At 73.2% G+C, this 15294-nt stretch carries 16 protein-coding genes and 1 tRNA gene; 6 read left to right on the top strand and 11 right to left on the bottom strand.

Features of this window, described 5'->3' with window-relative positions:
• Positions 1–135: 135 nt before the first annotated feature.
• Together HOO61_RS01295 and rsmI are read right to left on the bottom strand one after the other, a co-directional pair.
• Positions 136–1056, bottom strand: a complete 921-nt coding sequence (locus HOO61_RS01295; protein ID WP_172256214.1) for a TatD family hydrolase — start codon at positions 1054–1056, stop codon at positions 136–138.
• The gene (gene rsmI, locus HOO61_RS01300) at positions 1043–1873 is read right to left on the bottom strand and encodes a 16S rRNA (cytidine(1402)-2'-O)-methyltransferase (RefSeq protein WP_172256215.1); all 831 of its coding nucleotides are present in this window, start codon (positions 1871–1873) and stop codon (positions 1043–1045) included. The genes HOO61_RS01295 and rsmI overlap by 14 nt, the downstream gene beginning before the upstream one ends.
• A 104-nt stretch (positions 1874–1977) precedes the next feature.
• Between rsmI and HOO61_RS01305 the strand changes: the two genes are divergently transcribed.
• The 3 genes from HOO61_RS01305 to HOO61_RS01315 all read left to right on the top strand — a co-directional run bounded on the left by HOO61_RS01305 (position 1978) and on the right by HOO61_RS01315 (position 5491).
• Positions 1978–3426 (top strand): PhoX family phosphatase, encoded by a 1449-nt coding sequence (locus tag HOO61_RS01305; RefSeq protein ID WP_172256217.1) that lies wholly within the window; start codon positions 1978–1980, stop codon positions 3424–3426.
• A 74-nt stretch (positions 3427–3500) separates the two neighbouring features.
• Positions 3501–5072 (top strand): dolichyl-phosphate-mannose--protein mannosyltransferase, encoded by a 1572-nt coding sequence (locus HOO61_RS01310; protein WP_367649974.1) that lies wholly within the window; start codon positions 3501–3503, stop codon positions 5070–5072.
• A 191-nt stretch (positions 5073–5263) separates the two neighbouring features.
• The gene (locus HOO61_RS01315; protein ID WP_172256219.1) at positions 5264–5491 is read left to right on the top strand and encodes a hypothetical protein; all 228 of its coding nucleotides are present in this window, start codon (positions 5264–5266) and stop codon (positions 5489–5491) included.
• A 24-nt stretch (positions 5492–5515) separates the two neighbouring features.
• On the opposite strand, the gene HOO61_RS01320 is transcribed toward HOO61_RS01315, so the two are convergent.
• Positions 5516–6385 carry a LysR family transcriptional regulator gene (locus HOO61_RS01320; RefSeq protein ID WP_253942032.1) on the bottom strand — a complete coding sequence of 290 codons (870 nt, stop codon included), beginning with the start codon at positions 6383–6385 and terminating at the stop codon, positions 5516–5518.
• Between the two features lie 85 nt (positions 6386–6470).
• On the opposite strand from HOO61_RS01320, the gene HOO61_RS01325 reads away from it, so the two are divergent.
• Positions 6471–7721: an MFS transporter gene (locus HOO61_RS01325; RefSeq protein ID WP_172256223.1), complete on the top strand. Its 1251-nt coding sequence runs from the start codon at positions 6471–6473 to the stop codon at positions 7719–7721.
• 32 nt (positions 7722–7753) lie between these two features.
• Here HOO61_RS01325 and HOO61_RS01330 read toward each other — a convergent pair whose 3' ends face one another.
• On the bottom strand, positions 7754–8365 hold the full coding sequence (locus tag HOO61_RS01330; protein ID WP_172256225.1) for a hypothetical protein: 612 nt from the start codon (positions 8363–8365) through the stop codon (positions 7754–7756).
• Between the two features lie 77 nt (positions 8366–8442).
• Here HOO61_RS01330 and HOO61_RS01335 point away from each other — a divergent pair, with 77 nt between their 5' ends.
• Complete coding sequence (locus HOO61_RS01335; protein WP_172256227.1) at positions 8443–9054, top strand: sulfite oxidase-like oxidoreductase; 612 nt, start codon at positions 8443–8445, stop codon at positions 9052–9054.
• Entirely contained in the window at positions 9044–9757 is a 714-nt protein-coding gene (locus HOO61_RS01340; RefSeq protein WP_367649975.1) for an FAD-binding oxidoreductase, read from the top strand. The genes HOO61_RS01335 and HOO61_RS01340 overlap by 11 nt, the downstream gene beginning before the upstream one ends.
• 157 nt (positions 9758–9914) lie before the next feature.
• Here HOO61_RS01340 and HOO61_RS01345 read toward each other — a convergent pair.
• From HOO61_RS01345 to HOO61_RS01375, 7 genes are all read right to left on the bottom strand, one after another.
• Positions 9915–9990 (bottom strand) — tRNA-Ala (locus HOO61_RS01345).
• A gap of 69 nt (positions 9991–10059) precedes the next feature.
• The gene (locus HOO61_RS01350; RefSeq protein WP_172256229.1) at positions 10060–11025 is read right to left on the bottom strand and encodes a hypothetical protein; all 966 of its coding nucleotides are present in this window, start codon (positions 11023–11025) and stop codon (positions 10060–10062) included.
• A gap of 60 nt (positions 11026–11085) precedes the next feature.
• On the bottom strand, positions 11086–11649 hold the full coding sequence (locus HOO61_RS01355) for a GNAT family N-acetyltransferase (protein WP_367649976.1): 564 nt from the start codon (positions 11647–11649) through the stop codon (positions 11086–11088).
• Positions 11650–11701: 52 nt separating this feature from the next.
• Positions 11702–12178 carry a molybdenum cofactor biosynthesis protein B gene (locus HOO61_RS01360; RefSeq protein WP_172256231.1) on the bottom strand — a complete coding sequence of 159 codons (477 nt, stop codon included), beginning with the start codon at positions 12176–12178 and terminating at the stop codon, positions 11702–11704.
• Positions 12175–12654, bottom strand: a complete 480-nt coding sequence (gene moaC, locus HOO61_RS01365; RefSeq protein WP_172256233.1) for a cyclic pyranopterin monophosphate synthase MoaC — start codon at positions 12652–12654, stop codon at positions 12175–12177. The genes HOO61_RS01360 and moaC overlap by 4 nt, the downstream gene beginning before the upstream one ends.
• The gene (gene glp / locus HOO61_RS01370) at positions 12654–13883 is read right to left on the bottom strand and encodes a gephyrin-like molybdotransferase Glp (protein WP_172256235.1); all 1230 of its coding nucleotides are present in this window, start codon (positions 13881–13883) and stop codon (positions 12654–12656) included. The genes moaC and glp overlap by 1 nt, the downstream gene beginning before the upstream one ends.
• A complete protein-coding gene (locus HOO61_RS01375) occupies positions 13876–15291 on the bottom strand; it encodes a UTP--glucose-1-phosphate uridylyltransferase (RefSeq protein WP_172256237.1) in 1416 nt (471 codons plus the stop codon). Before HOO61_RS01375 ends, glp begins: the two co-directional genes overlap by 8 nt.
• Positions 15292–15294: the final 3 nt, after the last annotated feature.

The raw sequence follows: 15294 nt of genomic DNA on the forward strand, positions 1-15294 counted from the left end.
GGTCCCATGTGCTGCCGGAAATCACTCCCGATCCCGGCCAACAATCACAGGACGATAACGATGATGGGCGGTGACGCAAACTCTTCAGGGCAAAATCTGGGGTGTTCCCGCTCACGCTCGGGCGTGTCGGCTTGCCTACCAGGTGCCTCCGAAGGCGCGTTCGGTGTTGCCGTCGATCGCCCGGCACAGCGTCTCCAGGTCCGCCTGCAGCACCTCGGCCATCGCCCGCACGGTGAGGGGGACGAGGTAGGAGGCGTTGGGTCGCCCGCGCCACGGCGCGGGCGTCAGGTAAGGAGCGTCCGTCTCGACCAGGACCCGGTCCAGCGGGGTGACGGAGAGCGCGTCGCGCAGCTGCTGCGCGTTCTTGAAGGTCATCGTCCCGGCGAAGCTGAGGTACGCCCCGCGGTCCAGGCACTGGCGTGCGAAGGCCTCGTCGCCGGAGAAGCAGTGCATCACCCAGCGCTCGGGCGCGCCCTCGGTGTCGAGCACGCGGAGCACGTCGTCATGTGCGTCGCGGTCGTGGATGACCAGGGTCTTGTCGAGTCGCTTGGCCAGGTCGATGTGGCGCCGGAAGCTCTCCTCCTGCGCCGCCCACCCGTCCTCGCCCGTGCCGCTCTGGGCGTGGCGGAAGCGGTCGAGACCGGTCTCGCCGACGGCCCGCACCTTGTCGTGCGTCTGCGCGAGCTGCTCGATCTCGGCGAGCGCCTCCTCGAGGCGACCGGCCGCGGCGAGCCGGGGTGCCTCGTTGGGGTGCAGCGCCACGCCGGCGACGAGCGCGTCGTGCTCGGCCGCCGCGGCCACGGCCCAGCGGGCGCCGGGGAGGTCGCAGCCGATCTGCACGATCCGCGGCACGCCGACGGCCGCCGCAGCCGCGACGGCGTCCGCGGTGTCGAGCCAGTCGCCGTCGGCGATGTCGAGGTGGCAGTGGTTGTCGACGACCGGGTACGGCAGCGGCTCGGGCGCAGGCGGGCGCTCCCGGTCGCGCCGGGAGCCGGAGGTCTCCTCGGTGGCCGCACGGCTGCGCGTCGGGCCGGCCCCTTCCTCAGCGGTGGACAACGTCGTACACCTCCCGCTTGGGCAGGCCGGCGCGCTTGGCGACCTCGGCGATCGCCTCCTTGCGGGTGGATCCGGCGGCCTCGAGGTCGGCCACGGCGGCGCGCAGGGTGCCGGGGTCGGTGTCGAGGGCAGGGGCGCCGCTCGATCCCTCGACCACGATCGTGACCTCTCCGCGGACGCCGTCGGCGGCCCAGGCGGCGAGCTCGCCCAGCGGGCCGCGACGCACCTCCTCGTGGGTCTTGGTGAGCTCGCGGCAGACCGCGGCCGGACGGTCCTCGCCCAGCGCCTCGGCCATCGCGGCCAGCGCCGCCTCGGTGCGGTGCGGCGCCTCGAAGAACACCATCGTGCGCTCCTCCGCGGCCAGCGCGGCCAGGCGTCGCCCCCGCTCGCCGGCCTTGCGGGGCAGGAAGCCCTCGAAGCAGAACCGGTCGACGGGCAGCCCGCTGACGGCCAGCGCGGTCAGCACCGCGCTCGGTCCGGGCACGGCCGTCACCCGTACGTCGTGCTCGACCGCCGCGGCGACCAGCCGGTAGCCGGGGTCGGAGACGCTCGGCATGCCGGCGTCGGTCACCAGGACGACCCGCTCGCCTGCCAGGAGCGCCTCCAGCAGCACCGGGGTGCGCGCCTGCTCGTTGCCCTCGAAGTAGGAGACCACGCGCCCCGACAGGGTGATGTCGAGGTCCGCGCACAGCCGCTTGAGCCGCCGGGTGTCCTCGGCCGCGACGACGTCGGCCCCGGAGAGCTCGGCGGCGAGCCGCGGCGGCGCGTCCCCGGCCTGTCCGATGGGGGTGCCCGCGAGCACCAGGACGCCAGTCATGGGGTTCACCGTAGATCCTCGAAAAGGGGGTTCCGCTCCCGGCTCCCCCCGCCTAGCGTGTCGAGATCCCCCCACCGCCCACGCTGCCCTCGGAGGTCAGTCGCATGCAGCTCAACCGTCGCACCGCCATCACGGGAGCCCTCGGTGGCGCCCTCGCCGCCGGTCCGTTCGCCGGCTTCGCCAACGCCTCCGCGCTCTCGCGGACGGGGGCCCTCGCCGGCGCCGCCGTCGGCACACTCGTCCCGGTCCCCGACCTCCGCGACGGCGTCGTACGCCTCGAGCTGCCGGCCGGCTTCGCCTACCGCTCCTTCCACGAGAGCAGCGCGCAGGCTCCGACGATCCTGCCCGACGGGACCCGACTGCCGGCCCGCCACGACGGGATGGGCGCCTTCCCCGGCCCCGACGGATCCGTCCTGCTGGTGCGCAACCACGAGGTCAACAACCCGCAGCCGGCCTTCGGACCGACCAAGCCCTACGACAAGCGGGGCGGCGCCGGCACCACCACCATCCAGGTGACGGGGCAGGGCGAGGTGCTGGACGCGTACACCAGCCTGAGCGGCACGATGATGAACTGCAGCGGTGGCCAGATGCCGTGGGGCGCCTGGGTCACCTGCGAGGAGACGGTCAACGGACCCGACGTCGGGCCGGACTTCACCGGGGTGTCCAACGTGCCGCTGCAGAAGCGGCACGGTTACATCTTCGAGGTCCCGGCCGGTGGCCTCTCCGACGCCCGTCCGATCCGCAAGGCCGGCCGCTTCGCGCACGAGGCCGTGGCCTTCGACCCGGTCGAGGACGTGCTCTACCTGACCGAGGACAACTTCGCCTTCCCCTCCGGCTTCTACCGTTACGTCCCCCGCGACAACCCCGCACGCCGCCGCAACATCGACCACAACGGGCAGCTGCAGATGCTGGCCGTCAAGGGTTCCCCGCAGGCGCACCTCGAGGCGCACCAGGACACTACGACCGTCCGCGACGTGGAGTGGGTCGACATCGACGAGCCGGACTTCGAGTTCGACTACACGCCGGGCGAGCCGGCGCCGACGAGCAACGACACCGCGATCAACTACGTCGGCGACCAGGGCCGCGCGAAGGGCGCGGCCCACTTCTCGCGCTGTGAAGGGCAGGTCTTCCACGACGGAGTCGTCTACTTCACCGCCACGCAGGGCGGCGGGCCGGCGATGACCGGACCCGACAACGTCAACGGCTACGGGCGTGGCTGGGGGCAGGTGTGGGCCTACGACACCCGCGAGCAGACGCTGCGCTGCGTCTTCCAGTCGGAGAGCCGCGAGGTGCTCGACTTCCCCGACAACGTCACCACCAGCCCCCGCGGCACCCTCGTCCTCTGCGAGGACCACGACCAGGGCAACTACCTGCGCGGCCTGACGACCGACGGCGACCTCTTCTCCATCGCGCGCAACACCATCGGCTCGGGGAACGACGAGTTCGCCGGGTCCACCTTCAGCCCGGACGGGAAGACCCTGTTCGTCAACATCCAGGCGAGCCGCGGGCTCACCTTCGCGATCTGGGGGGACTGGGCCTCGATCGGCGTGTGAGCGGGCGCCCGCCGGGCCGGCGCGCACGTCCGGACCCGGCGGGGACGTCGGCGGCGTCTGGCTAGAGTGCCCGCGTGACTCCGACAGCCGCCGAGCGGAATCGTCCGCGCTGGCGGTCGGAGGACCCGATGTTCGGGTGGGCCGGCGCGCTGTGCCTGGCCAGCCTGGCCTTCTTCCTGAGGCGCTGGCACCTCGGCACACCGCACGCGTTCTCCTTCGACGAGACCTACTACGCCAAGGACGCGTGGTCGCTGCTCGACCACGGCTACGTGCGCCAGTACGTCGAGGACGCCGACAAGACGATCCTCAACGGAGACCTCACCGGGCTGTTCCAGGACGGCCCGTCGATGATCGTCCACCCCGAGGTCGGCAAGTGGCTGATCGCCGGCGGCATCGAGGTCTTCGGGATGGACCCCACCGGCTGGCGCACGGCGTCGGCGGTGGTGGGCGCACTGATGGTCCTGCTGATGTGCCGCTTCGCACGGCGCGTCACCGGGTCGACGGTCCTCGGGCTGGTCGCCGGCCTCCTGCTGTCGGTCGACGGCCTCCAGCTCGTGCTGTCCCGGCTGGCGCTGCTCGACATCTTCCTGGCCTTCTTCACCCTCTGCGGCGTGCACTGCGTCGTCGCCGACCGCCAGTGGCTGCGCGACCGGCTGGCCGCGGGTACGACACGGACGTGGTGGCGCCCTTGGCTCGTCCTCGGCGGCGTGTCCTTCGGCCTGGCGTGCGGCACCAAGTGGTCGGCGGTCTACGCGCTCGCGGTGTTCGGCCTGCTCGCCTGGCTGTGGAGCGCCGGCGCCCGGCGGGCGTTCGGCCAGCGTCGGCCGCTGCTCCGCTCCGTCGTCCTCGACGGCGTGCCGGCGTTCGTCGCGCTGGTGGGCGTCGCGCTGGCGACGTACGTCGCGTCGTGGACGGGGTGGCTCGCGCACGCCGACGTCTACGAGGAGGCGTTCAGCAACACGCAGTACACGTCGTACGGCGGCGACGGTCCGTGGCCGACCGCGAGCGAGCCCGACGCGGACGGCCTCGGGGAGGTCACCCAGTCTCTGCGGTCGCTGTGGTCCTACCACCAGGACGTCTACACCTTCCACAGCCACTTCCTCAACGACTCGACGCACGTCTACGCCTCCAAGCCCTCGACGTGGCTCGTCATGGGCCGCCCGGTGGGGGTCGACGCCCAGACCGACATCCAGCCCGGCTCGCAGGCGTGCGAGGCTCCCGCGGGCTCCACCTGCATCCGGCAGGTCCTGCTCATCGGCAACCCCGTCGTCTGGTGGGGCGGCTGCCTGGCGGCCATCGCCTCGCTGCTGCTGTGGGCCGGTGCGCGCGACTGGCGCCACGGCGTCGTCGTCGCCGGCCTCGCCAGCACCTGGCTGCCGTGGTTCGCCTACGACGACCGGCCGATCTTCTTCTTCTACGCCATCACCTCGCTGCCGTTCCTGGTGCTCTCCACCGTGCTGGTGATGGGTCACCTCATCGGCACCTCCGACGTGCCGACCCCGAGGCGCACCTTCGGAGTCGTGGTCGCCGGCAGCTACACCGTGCTCGCCCTCATCGCCTTCGCGTGGTTCTGGCCGATCTGGACCGACGTCCTGCTGACCAAGTCGGAGTGGAACGCCCGGATCTGGTTCCAGCGCTGGATCTAGACCGGCGGAGGTCTCCCCCTCCTCGCGGGTGTGCGGTTCGGATGGACTCGGCATGGACAACCGAGGTTTCCTCAAGATGCGTCGTAGTTCGACTGCCGCCCATTCTCTTTCGGCTAACGCCCCGCGACGATGGTCACGCCCGGCGCACACGGGGGTTTGTGCCAGGGCTCGACGCGAGGGAGGGAGCGTTGATGGACTCCACGATGATCCACGTCTGCCTGCAGACCGAGGGAGCACCGACCGGCGAGGACCACGAGGTGGGCGAACGCTGGGTGTGCTCGTGCGGCGACAACTTCGTCTACCGCGAGGGCTTCAACCGCGCCGGACACGCGAGCCTCGAGTGGTGGCCCGCCCCGGCCGTCCCGCAGCCGCGCAAGGCCCCGCGCCGCGGGCTGCTGTTCGGTCCCCGCAAGGGCTGAGCTCCCGCTCCTCAGCTCCGCTTCTCAGTCAGCCCAGGAGCGGCTGCGCACGAAGGCCAGGAACCGTTCCGCGGGCGGGGCGAGCGGTCGTTCGGTGCGCCAGGTGAGGCCGATGGTGCGCGTCGCCGAGGGCGAGGACAGCGCGAGGCCCACCGAGCCCGACTGTCCCGCGAACGCCTCCGGGACGATCGCCACCCCGAGCCCGGCGGCCACCAGCCCCTCGATGGTGGCGAGGTCGGCGCTCTCGAAGGACACGCGCGGGCTCACCCCGGCCTCCGCGAGCAGCGCCTGCACCAGCGCGCTGTGACCGAAGCCGGGCGGGGTCGTCACCAGCTCGTCGTCGGCCAGCTCGGCGAGGTCGACGCGTGACCGGTCGCTGAACCGGTGGGTCGGCGGCACCACGACGACGAGCCGCTCCCGCTGCACCGCCAGCCACCCGAGGTCGGCGGCCCGGTCCATGGTGAGCCCGAGCTCGACGGCCCCGCGGTCGAGGTCGCTGCGGATGTCGTGGGCCGGCTCCTGGCTCAGCGCCACCTTCACCCCGGGCGCCTCGGCGTGGAAGGCCCGCAGCAGCTTCGGCACCAGCGTCGTGGCCATCGAGTCGAGGAAGGCGAGCCGGACGATCCCGGTGTCGGGGTCGAGCCGGTTGGCCAGGTCGGCGCGCAGCTGCTGGTGGCGTACGACGAGATCGCGGGCGGCGTCGAGGACCACCCGGCCGTCCGGCGTGACCTCCATCCCGGTCGGCGTCCGCTCGAAGACCCGCACCCCCAGCTCCGCCTCGACCCGCGCCAGCGACCGGGACAGGGTGGGCTGGCTGGTGCCGAGCGCCGCGGCCGTCTCGGTGACGTGGCCGACCTCGCCGAGCTGCAGGAGCCACGCCAGGTCACGGAGCATCACCTGCGCCATCATACGCATGCCGTATGGCTCGGGCACTTGATCGACATTGGACGCATCACGTCCGACGGCGCACCATCGACGGATGCCCGCCACCCGTGCCCCGAGCCCCGACGCCGGCCCCGCGCCGTACCGTCCGGGCACCGCCGGCTACCGGCGGGTGATGGTGGCGGTGTTCGCGGCGGGGATGGCGACGTTCGTGCTGCTGTACGACGTCCAGGCGCTGCTGCCCGAGCTGGTCGAGGCCTTCGCCGTCTCCCCCACCCGCGCGACGCTCGCGATGTCGCTGACGACCGCGACGCTGGCCGTCGCCCTGCTCGTCGCCGGACCCGTGTCGGAGGCGGTCGGTCGCACGCCCCTGATCCACCTCGCGCTCTGGTCGGCGGCGGTCGTCGCCGTGCTGTCGGCGCTGGCGCCGTCGTGGGAGGCCCTCCTCGGGCTGCGGATGCTGCAGGGCGTCACGCTGGCCGGGCTGCCCGCGGTCGCGACGGCGTACCTCCGCGAGGAGCTGCACCCCTCCGCCCACGGACGCGCGTTCGGGCTCTACATCGCCGGCACCGCCCTCGGTGGCATGGCGGGCCGGGTGGTGACCGCGCCGGTCGCCGACGCCGCGGGCTGGCGGTGGGGCCTGGCCGCCGCCGCGCTCGCCGCCCTCGCCTGCGCCGCGCTCGTCGCCTGGCTGCTGCCCGCGTCGCGGCACTTCGTCCGACGTCCGGCCGACCTGCGGTCGGTGCTCGGCGGCGCCCGCGCGGCGGTGCGCGACCGGGCGCTGGTCGCCCTCTACGTCCTGGGGGCCTGCGGGATCGGCACGATGGTCGCGGTCTTCAACGCGCTCGGCTTCCGGCTGAGCTCGGCGCCCTACGGGCTCTCGGTCGGCACGATCAGCCTGGTCTACCTCGTCTACGCCCTCGGCTCGGTGAGCTCGGCCGCGTCCGGGCGGATCGCCGACCGCATCGGCCGCCGGGCCACCATCCCGGTCGGCTGCGCCTTCGCGTTGGCGGGCGTGTGGCTGACCCTGGCGGACGCGCTGCCGGTCGTCGTCCTCGGGATGGCGGCCCTCACCGTCGGCTTCTTCTGCATCCACGGCCTGGCCAGCGGCTGGGTTACCGCGCGCGCCCACCTGGCCGGCGTACGCACCGGGCAGGCCGCGGCGTTCTACCTCTTCGCCTACTACGTAGGGGCGTCGGTGTTCGGCAACCTCGGCAGCGCGGCCTGGAGCCACGCGGGCTGGCCCGGCGTGGTCGCCCTCGCCTCCGCGCTCCTGCTCACCGTGTGCGCGATGGTCGTGGTGCTGCGTCGTACGCCCGCCCTCGCGCCGCCGGGTGCCCCGGCCTGACGTCACCAGGCGCGCGTCACCAGGCGCGCACGTCACCAGGCGCCGGGGAACCTCGCGGACCCTGCGATCGCGAGCAGCGACACCCCGAGCGAGACCGCGACCGCGATCAGCACCGACTGGCCGAGCCAGCGGCGCCCGGGCAGGGCCAGCAGCACCACTCCGGCCACCGCCGCCAGGGTCGGCAGCACCCACACCGGCACCGCCGCGGACAGCAGGCCGACCAGCAGCGCGAGGGCGACACCGGCACCGGCGGCCCGGCCCAGCGGGACCGGCCGCGAGCCGCGGGGCAGGCCGACCTCGGTGACGGGCCCCGACGCCGGGAGCTGGTCGGGGGCCAGCACCCGGAGCAGCAGGGTGATCGTGGCAGGGTCGGCCACCACGACGACGTCGCGGAAGCGGTCGGCCACGGCGTGGCGACGTACGACCTCGTCGAGCCGGTGCCCGCGGTCCACGTCGGGGAAACGCACCGGCGCCAGCACCGTCTCGGGGTGGGCGGTGTGCCCCAGGCCCTGCACGATGCGCTTGCCGTCGGCGGTCGGGGCGGTGAGGACGACCGCGGACGACCCGATCCCGGCCCGCACCCGCGCGACCTCGGCAGCGTCGGCCTGCGTGCTGACCACGAGGATCCGCTGGAAGTCGCTCACGGGACGACCGTAGCGCCGAGCCCGGCCCGCTCCCGAGCACAGGTGCGGGCGCTGGCCTCCCACGGCAGACTGGCTCCATGCCTGTGACCCGAGGGTTCCACCGCCGCCGCCCCGAGCCCGAACGCGGCCGGCTGCCACCCGGGCAGTACGACACCGGCTCGTCGTGGCCGGTGCTGAGCGCCGAGGCGACCCCGCACCGGTCGGCGGAGGACTGGACGTTCCGCATCGACGGCCTCGTCGAGTCGCCGCACACGTGGACCTGGCAGGAGCTGCACGCCTTCCCGGGCTCGACCTACTTCGGTGACATCCACTGCGTCACGACGTGGTCGAAGTTCGACATGACGTTCAGCGGCGTGAGCGTGGACGACCTGCTCGAGGTCGCCCGGCCGACGTCCGAGGCCGCCTTCGTGCTCGCCCACTCGGTCACCGGCTACACGACCAACCTGCCGCTGGCCGACGTCACCGACGGCAAGGCGTGGGTGGTGTGGAGCGTCGACGGCAAGCCGCTCCCCGAGCAGCACGGCGGACCGCTGCGGCTGCTGGTGCCGCACCTCTACTTCTGGAAGTCGGCCAAGTGGGTCTCGCGCCTCGAGCTGATGACGGAGGACCGCCCTGGCTTCTGGGAGCAGAACGGCTACCACGACCGCGGCGACCCGTGGCGCGAGCAGCGCTACCAGGGTGACGACTGACGTGGCCCCGGCGCCCATGGCGGCCTGGAGCGACGGCCGCATCATCGAGAAGGACCAGCCCACCGCGAAGACGGTCCGGCTGCGGCTGCACGTGGACGACCGGCCCCACCACCTGCCCGGCCAGCACTACATCCTGCGGCTGCGCGCCCCCGACGGCTACACCGCGCAGCGCTCCTACTCGCTGGCGTCCGACAGCGACGACCCGCTGCTCGAGCTGCTCGTCGAGCGGCAGCCCGACGGCGAGGTCTCGGAGTTCCTCGCCGACGTCGCCGAGGTGGGTGACGTGCTCGAGCTGCGCGGGCCGATCGGTCGCTGGTTCGTGTGGGACACCAAGAGCCGTGTCCTGTGCCTCGTCGGGGGCACCGGGGTGGTGCCCGCGGTCGCCATGGCTCGCACCGCGCGCCGGCTCGGTCGCACCGAGCTGCTGCGCATCGCCGCGGTCGGTCGCAGCCGCGACGACCTTCCCTACGCCTCCGAGCTGGAGAGGTACGGCGCGACGCTGGCCTTCACGCGCGCGGACGTCGACGGCCGGCCGGCCGGGCCGTTCACCGCCGCCGAGCTGGCGCCGATGCTCGACGGCGTCGACCTCGGCTACGTCTGCGGCTCGGCCCGCTTCGCGTCGTACGCCGAGGACCTGCTCCTGGAGTGCGGCCTCGACCCGGGCGCGATCCGGGTCGAGCGGTTCGGGCCGACCGGCGACTGACGGCGTTCCACGACCTGGGGAACCGTCGGGTCGTGAACACCGGAGCTGGGCGACCCGAACGTTCCCCAGCGTCCCCCTGCGCTCAGCCTTCAGCGCGACCGGGCTCCGCAGACGCAGAACCGCCCGTCACCTGCTGGTGACGGGCGGTTCGTCGTGCTGGTGGAGCTGAGGGGATTCGAACCCCTGACCTTCTCATTGCGAACGAGACGCGCTACCAACTGCGCCACAGCCCCATGCGCCCGGAGGCGCGACGCCAAGATACACGAGCGGTTCGGCGCCCACCCAATCGCCCTGACCGGACGTCAGGCGCCGCTGGCTCGCCGCTGCTCGCCGGCCTCGCGGGCGGCCTTGGTGTCCTTGGCGGACTGCTCGGCCGACCGGGCGAGGGCCGAGTCACCGTCGTGGTGACCGCTCGACCAGACGCCGGTGGAGTCGAGGTCGATCGTGGAGACCGTGCGCCGCTGGGCGGCCGGCTTGCTGACGTAGGTCGGCAGGGTGGTGGGCACCATGTCCCAGCCGCCGACGACCGGGACCTCGCCGGTGACCACGGCCGGAGCGTCGGCCGCGGGCGAGGCCTGCGCGGGCTGGGCCTGCGCGGGCTCGGCCGGCGCGGCGGGGACGCGGGGCTGCGGCGGGGTGACGATGATCTCGCCGGTCAGGTCGGACTCGTCCGCCTCCTCCTCGACGACCGGCGGCAGGCCGATCTCGATCGCGGAGCGCGTCGCGCGCTGGCGGCGCTCGGCGCGCACCGACACGCGGCAGGCCACCAGCCAGGCGACCAGGACGACCGCCGGCGCCGCGACCCACGGCCAGGCGACGACCTTCGCGATGGCGAGGCCGATCACGACGGCGTTGGCAAGCAGGACGAGTGCCAGCACGTTGCGCCGGCGCTTCGCGGCCCGGCGGGCGGACGCCCGCTCGGCGGCGGGCGACACGGCGCGCGACGCCGTACGACCCGTGGCGACGGTGGCGGTGACCTCGCGGGTCACCTCCGTGCTGACGGAGGTGGTGACCGAGGCGACCACCTCGGGCTCGGCGTGGGCCTTGGTCTCGACCGGCGGGCGGAGCGCGGCGCGGATCGGCGAGACGACCAGGCGCGCGTTGCGGCGGTCGACGGGCTCGCGCCGGGCCAGGACGCGCATCGTGTGGGAGAACTTCTCGACGGAACGGCTGCGGACGACCTCGTCATGGTGCTTGAGGGCCTTGGGGATCAGGTAGACGGCCCACGCCACGGCAAGGGCGACGAAGATGAGAGCGCTCAGGTCCACGCTCGAAGCGTAGGAGCGGTGGGCGCAGGCGGGGCGGATGTCAAGTGGTGTGTCGCAGAACTACTGCTGTGACTGGTGTGTCTGGAGCCGTCCGAGGACCCCTTCGGGTGCCTCCTCGACGGTCACGGCGAAGATGCGGTGGTCGCGCCATGCGCCATCGATGTGCAGGAAGCGCGGGGCGTAGCCCACCTGCTCGAGGCCGAGCTTCTCGACCACGCGCAGCGAGTTGGTGTTCTCGGGTCGCACGCAGATCTCGACCCGGTGCAGGCCCACGGGCCCGAAGCAGTGGTCGATCACCATGCCCACTGCCCGGGGTGCCACGCCGCGGCCTGCGACCTCCGCGGCCACCCAGTAGCCGATCGAGCCCCACTGCGCCGAGCCGCGGGCGACGTTGCTCACCGTGACCTGCCCGGCGAAGCGGCCGCCGACCTCGATGACGAAGGGCAGGCACTGGCCCAGCCTGGCCTGGTGGAGCAGCGAGCGGGTGACCACCTTGTACGACGACGGGCGCGGCGCGGCGCCGGGCGGCACGGTCGCGTCCCAGGGCCGCAGCCAGTCGTGGTTGCGGGCGCGCACGACCTGCCACTCGTCGGCGTCGGAGCGGCGCAGCGCCCGGACCACCACGCCCTGCGACTCCAGGCGGGCCGGCCAGCCCGGGGCGGTCCCCGCCAGGCCGCTAATGGTCGCTCCCGACGACCTGCTCCACGGCGTGGCGCACGACGGGCTCGAGGACGCCCAGGCCGTCCTTCACCCCGCCGCGGGAACCGGGGAGGTTGACGACGAGGCAGTCGCCGACGACCCCGGCGAGCCCGCGCGAGAGCATCGCCGTCGGCACGCCCTTGGCCACCCCGGCGGCGCGGATCGCCTCGGCGATGCCGGGCACCTCGCGGTCGAGCAGCGGCGCGGTCGCCTCGGGCGTGCGGTCGGTGGGGGTGAGCCCGGTGCCGCCGGTGGTGAGCACCAGCCGCGCGCCGGCCGCGACGGCCGCCGCGATCGCCGCGCGCACGGGGTCGCCGTCGGGCACGACGGCGGGCTCGCCGCAGTCGAAGCCCCGGCCGCGCAGCCAGTCGACGATGAGCGGTCCGGTCTCGTCGGCGTAGGTCCCCGCAGCGGCGCGGTTGGACGCGACGACCACGGCGGCAGGGAGGGTCATCGCGTCCAGTCCCCCGACCGGCCGCCCGACTTGGCCTCGACCCGGATGTCGGTGATGGTCGCGGCCTTGTCGACCGCCTTGACCATGTCGACGACGGTGAGCGCGGCGACCGAGACGGCGGTGAGGGCCTCCATCTCGACGCCGGTGCGGTCGGTGGTGCGGACGGTCGCGGTGATCTCGACCGACTCGTCGGTGACCTCGAGGTCGACCGTGACGCCGGAGATCGACAGCGGGTGGCACAGCGGGACGAGGGCGGGTGTCTGCTTGGCGCCCATGATCCCGGCGATCCGCGCCACCGCGAGCGCGTCGCCCTTGGGCACGCCCTCGCCGCGCAGCAGCTCGACGACGGCCGGGCTGACCAGCACGCGGCCGGAGGCCGACGCCGTACGCGCGGTGACGGGCTTGTCGCCCACGTCGACCATCCGGGCGGCGCCCTGCTCGTCCACGTGCGTGAGCCGATCCTGCGCCTGGCCCATCAGAACTCCTCGTCGAGCTTGCGGATGGCGACCATCTCGCCGGCCGGGATCGCGGTGGTGTCCGCGGGCACCTCGATGAGGCAGTTGGACGTCGCGAGGTCGCCGATGAGGTGCGAGCCGTGGCCGCCGACCGGTGAGACGAAGCTGCCGCCGCGGTCGGTCTCGTAGTGGCCGCGCACGAGCTGCACCTTGCCCGCCGGCGACGACAGGCCGTGGGTGAGCCGGGCGCGGCCGGCGGGCCGGACGTAGGGCAGCTTGCCCATCATCCGGCGGATCGCCGGCAGCACGAACATCTCGAACGAGACGTAGGACGAGACCGGGTTGCCCGGCAGGGTGAAGACCGGGGTGTCGTCCTCGCCGACGGTGCCGAAGCCCTGCGGCTTGCCGGGCTGCATGCCGACACCGCCGAACCACATCGAGCCGTGGTGCGACAGCGACTCCTTGACGACGTCGAAGTCGCCCTCGCTCACCCCGCCGCTGGTGACGACGAGGTCGGCGCGGACGAGCTGGTCGCTCAGCGCCTCGGTGAAGGCGTGCGCCTCGTCGGGCACGATCCCGACGCGGTAGGCGATCGCGCCCGCGGCCCGGGCGGCGGCAGCCAGGAGGTAGGAGTTGCCGTCGTAGATCGAGTCGCGGCCCAGCGGCGTGCCGGGGTCGCGCAGCTCGGAGCCGGTGGAGATCACCACGACCCGCGGCCGAGGGCGGGTGCGTACGGTCGCGCGACCCACCGCGGCGAGCAGGCCGAGGTGGCGTGGCCCGAGGACCGTGCCCTCCTCGAGCAGCATGTCGCCCTCGGTGATGTCGTCCCCGGTGGGCCGGATGTGCTGCCCGGGGGTGGCGGCGCGGCTGATCCGGACGCTGGCGACGCCACGATCGGTCCACTCGTAGGGCACCACCGTCGTGGCGCCGGCAGGCACCGGGGCGCCGGTCATGATCTTGACGGCGCTGCCCGGCGAGATCGCCAGGATGGAGGACTGCCCGGCGCCGATCTCCCCGACGACCGGGAGGGTGACCGGGGCGTCCTCGCTCGCGTCGGCGACGTCCTCGGCGACCACGGCGTAGCCGTCCATCGCGGAGTTGTCGAAGCTCGGCAGCGAGATCGGCGCGACGACGTCCTCGGCCAGGGCCAGCCCGAGCGCCTCCATCAGGGGCTGCGGGAAGGCGGGCAGCGGGGAGACGGTGGCGAGGATGCGCTCGACGTAGTCGGCAACGGGCAGCAGGTCAGCCATCGGTGCCCTGGGCCGGGTCCGGCTCGCTGAGCACGGTGCCGCCCTCGACGCGCTGGGCGGCCGACGCCTCCAGCGCGACGTCGCCGACGACCCGGACGCCGGGCCCGAAGGTCCAGTCGCCCTCGACCGTGAACGACCCGGCCTCGCGCAGCGACGGGGCTCCCTCCGGGAAGCGCTTGTCGAAGTCGCCGACCAGCTTGTAGAAGTGGCCGTCGAGGGACACGAACGGCACCTCCTCGCCCGCCTGGTCGAGCACGAAGTCGCGACCCAGGTCGTAGACGTCGGAGCGCAGGACCAGCAGGTCGTCGGTCGTCTTGACCGGCACGAAGCGGTCGCGGCCGACCTCGATCGTCAGCGCGCCCTCGAAGACCTCGATCGCGGCACCCATCGCCGTCTCGATCTGGATCACCTCCGGGGTGGAGGCGTCGGCCGGGTCGAGGTGCTTGACGTTCTTGATGAGCGGCAGGCCGAGGATGCCGCCGCGGGCGTCGAGCGCGTCGACCATCGCCTGCAGGTCGAACCACAGGTTGTTGGTGGAGGCGTACTTGTGGCGGCTCAGGTCGGCCAGCGCCTCCTTGTCGGCGTCGAGCGTCTGGGCCGACTCGCGCAGCACGACGCGGCCGTCGGCCTTGCGGCGCGCGAAGTGGCCGCCCTTGCGGTCCGACGGCGTACGTCGCACGGCCTCGATCGCGAACGGCGCACCGCTCTGGGCGAACCAGCCCGCCACGCGCGCGTCGGGCACGGCGCCGAGGTTGTCGGAGTTGGAGACGAAGACGTAGCGGTAGCCGGCGTCGAGCAGCCGCGCCAGCAGCCCGGTGCCGCGCAGCGCGGTGTAGATGTCGCCGTGGCCGGGCGGGCACCACTCGAGGTCCGGGTTCTTCGGGTACGCCGCGGGCATGAGGTCGGCGGCGAGGAGCTTGGGCTCCTTGTTCTGCAGGAACTCCAGCGGCAGGCCCTCGACCGGGAGGTCGTCGTAGCGGGCGAGCGCGGCCATGGTGTCGGCCGAGGTGCGGAAGGAGTTCATGAACAGCAGCGGCAGCGTGGCGTCGTACTCCTTGCGGAGGTGGAGCACCTGCCGGGCGATGATGTCGAGGAAGCTCAGCCCGCGGCGCACGCACAGCAGCGACTTCGCCCGCTCCATGCCCATCGACGTGCCGAGGCCGCCGTTGAGCTTGATGACGGCCGTCTTGCGGATGGCCTCGGCGGCGGTCTCCTCGGGGACCTCCACGTCGGCCAGCGACTCCATGTCGAGGGGCTCGATGGAGTCCTCGGTGATCATGCCGGTCTCGCCGTGCTCGAGGAGCCGGTAGTAGTGCGCGAACGTGTCGATCGCGACGTCGTCGACGCCTGCCTGACGCATCTTCTCGCGCGCGAGCTCGAGGCCCTGCGGATTGCCCTTGCCTGCCATGCC

The organism is Nocardioides sp. zg-1230 (genome assembly GCF_013155335.1).
GTDB lineage: Bacteria > Actinomycetota > Actinomycetes > Propionibacteriales > Nocardioidaceae > Nocardioides.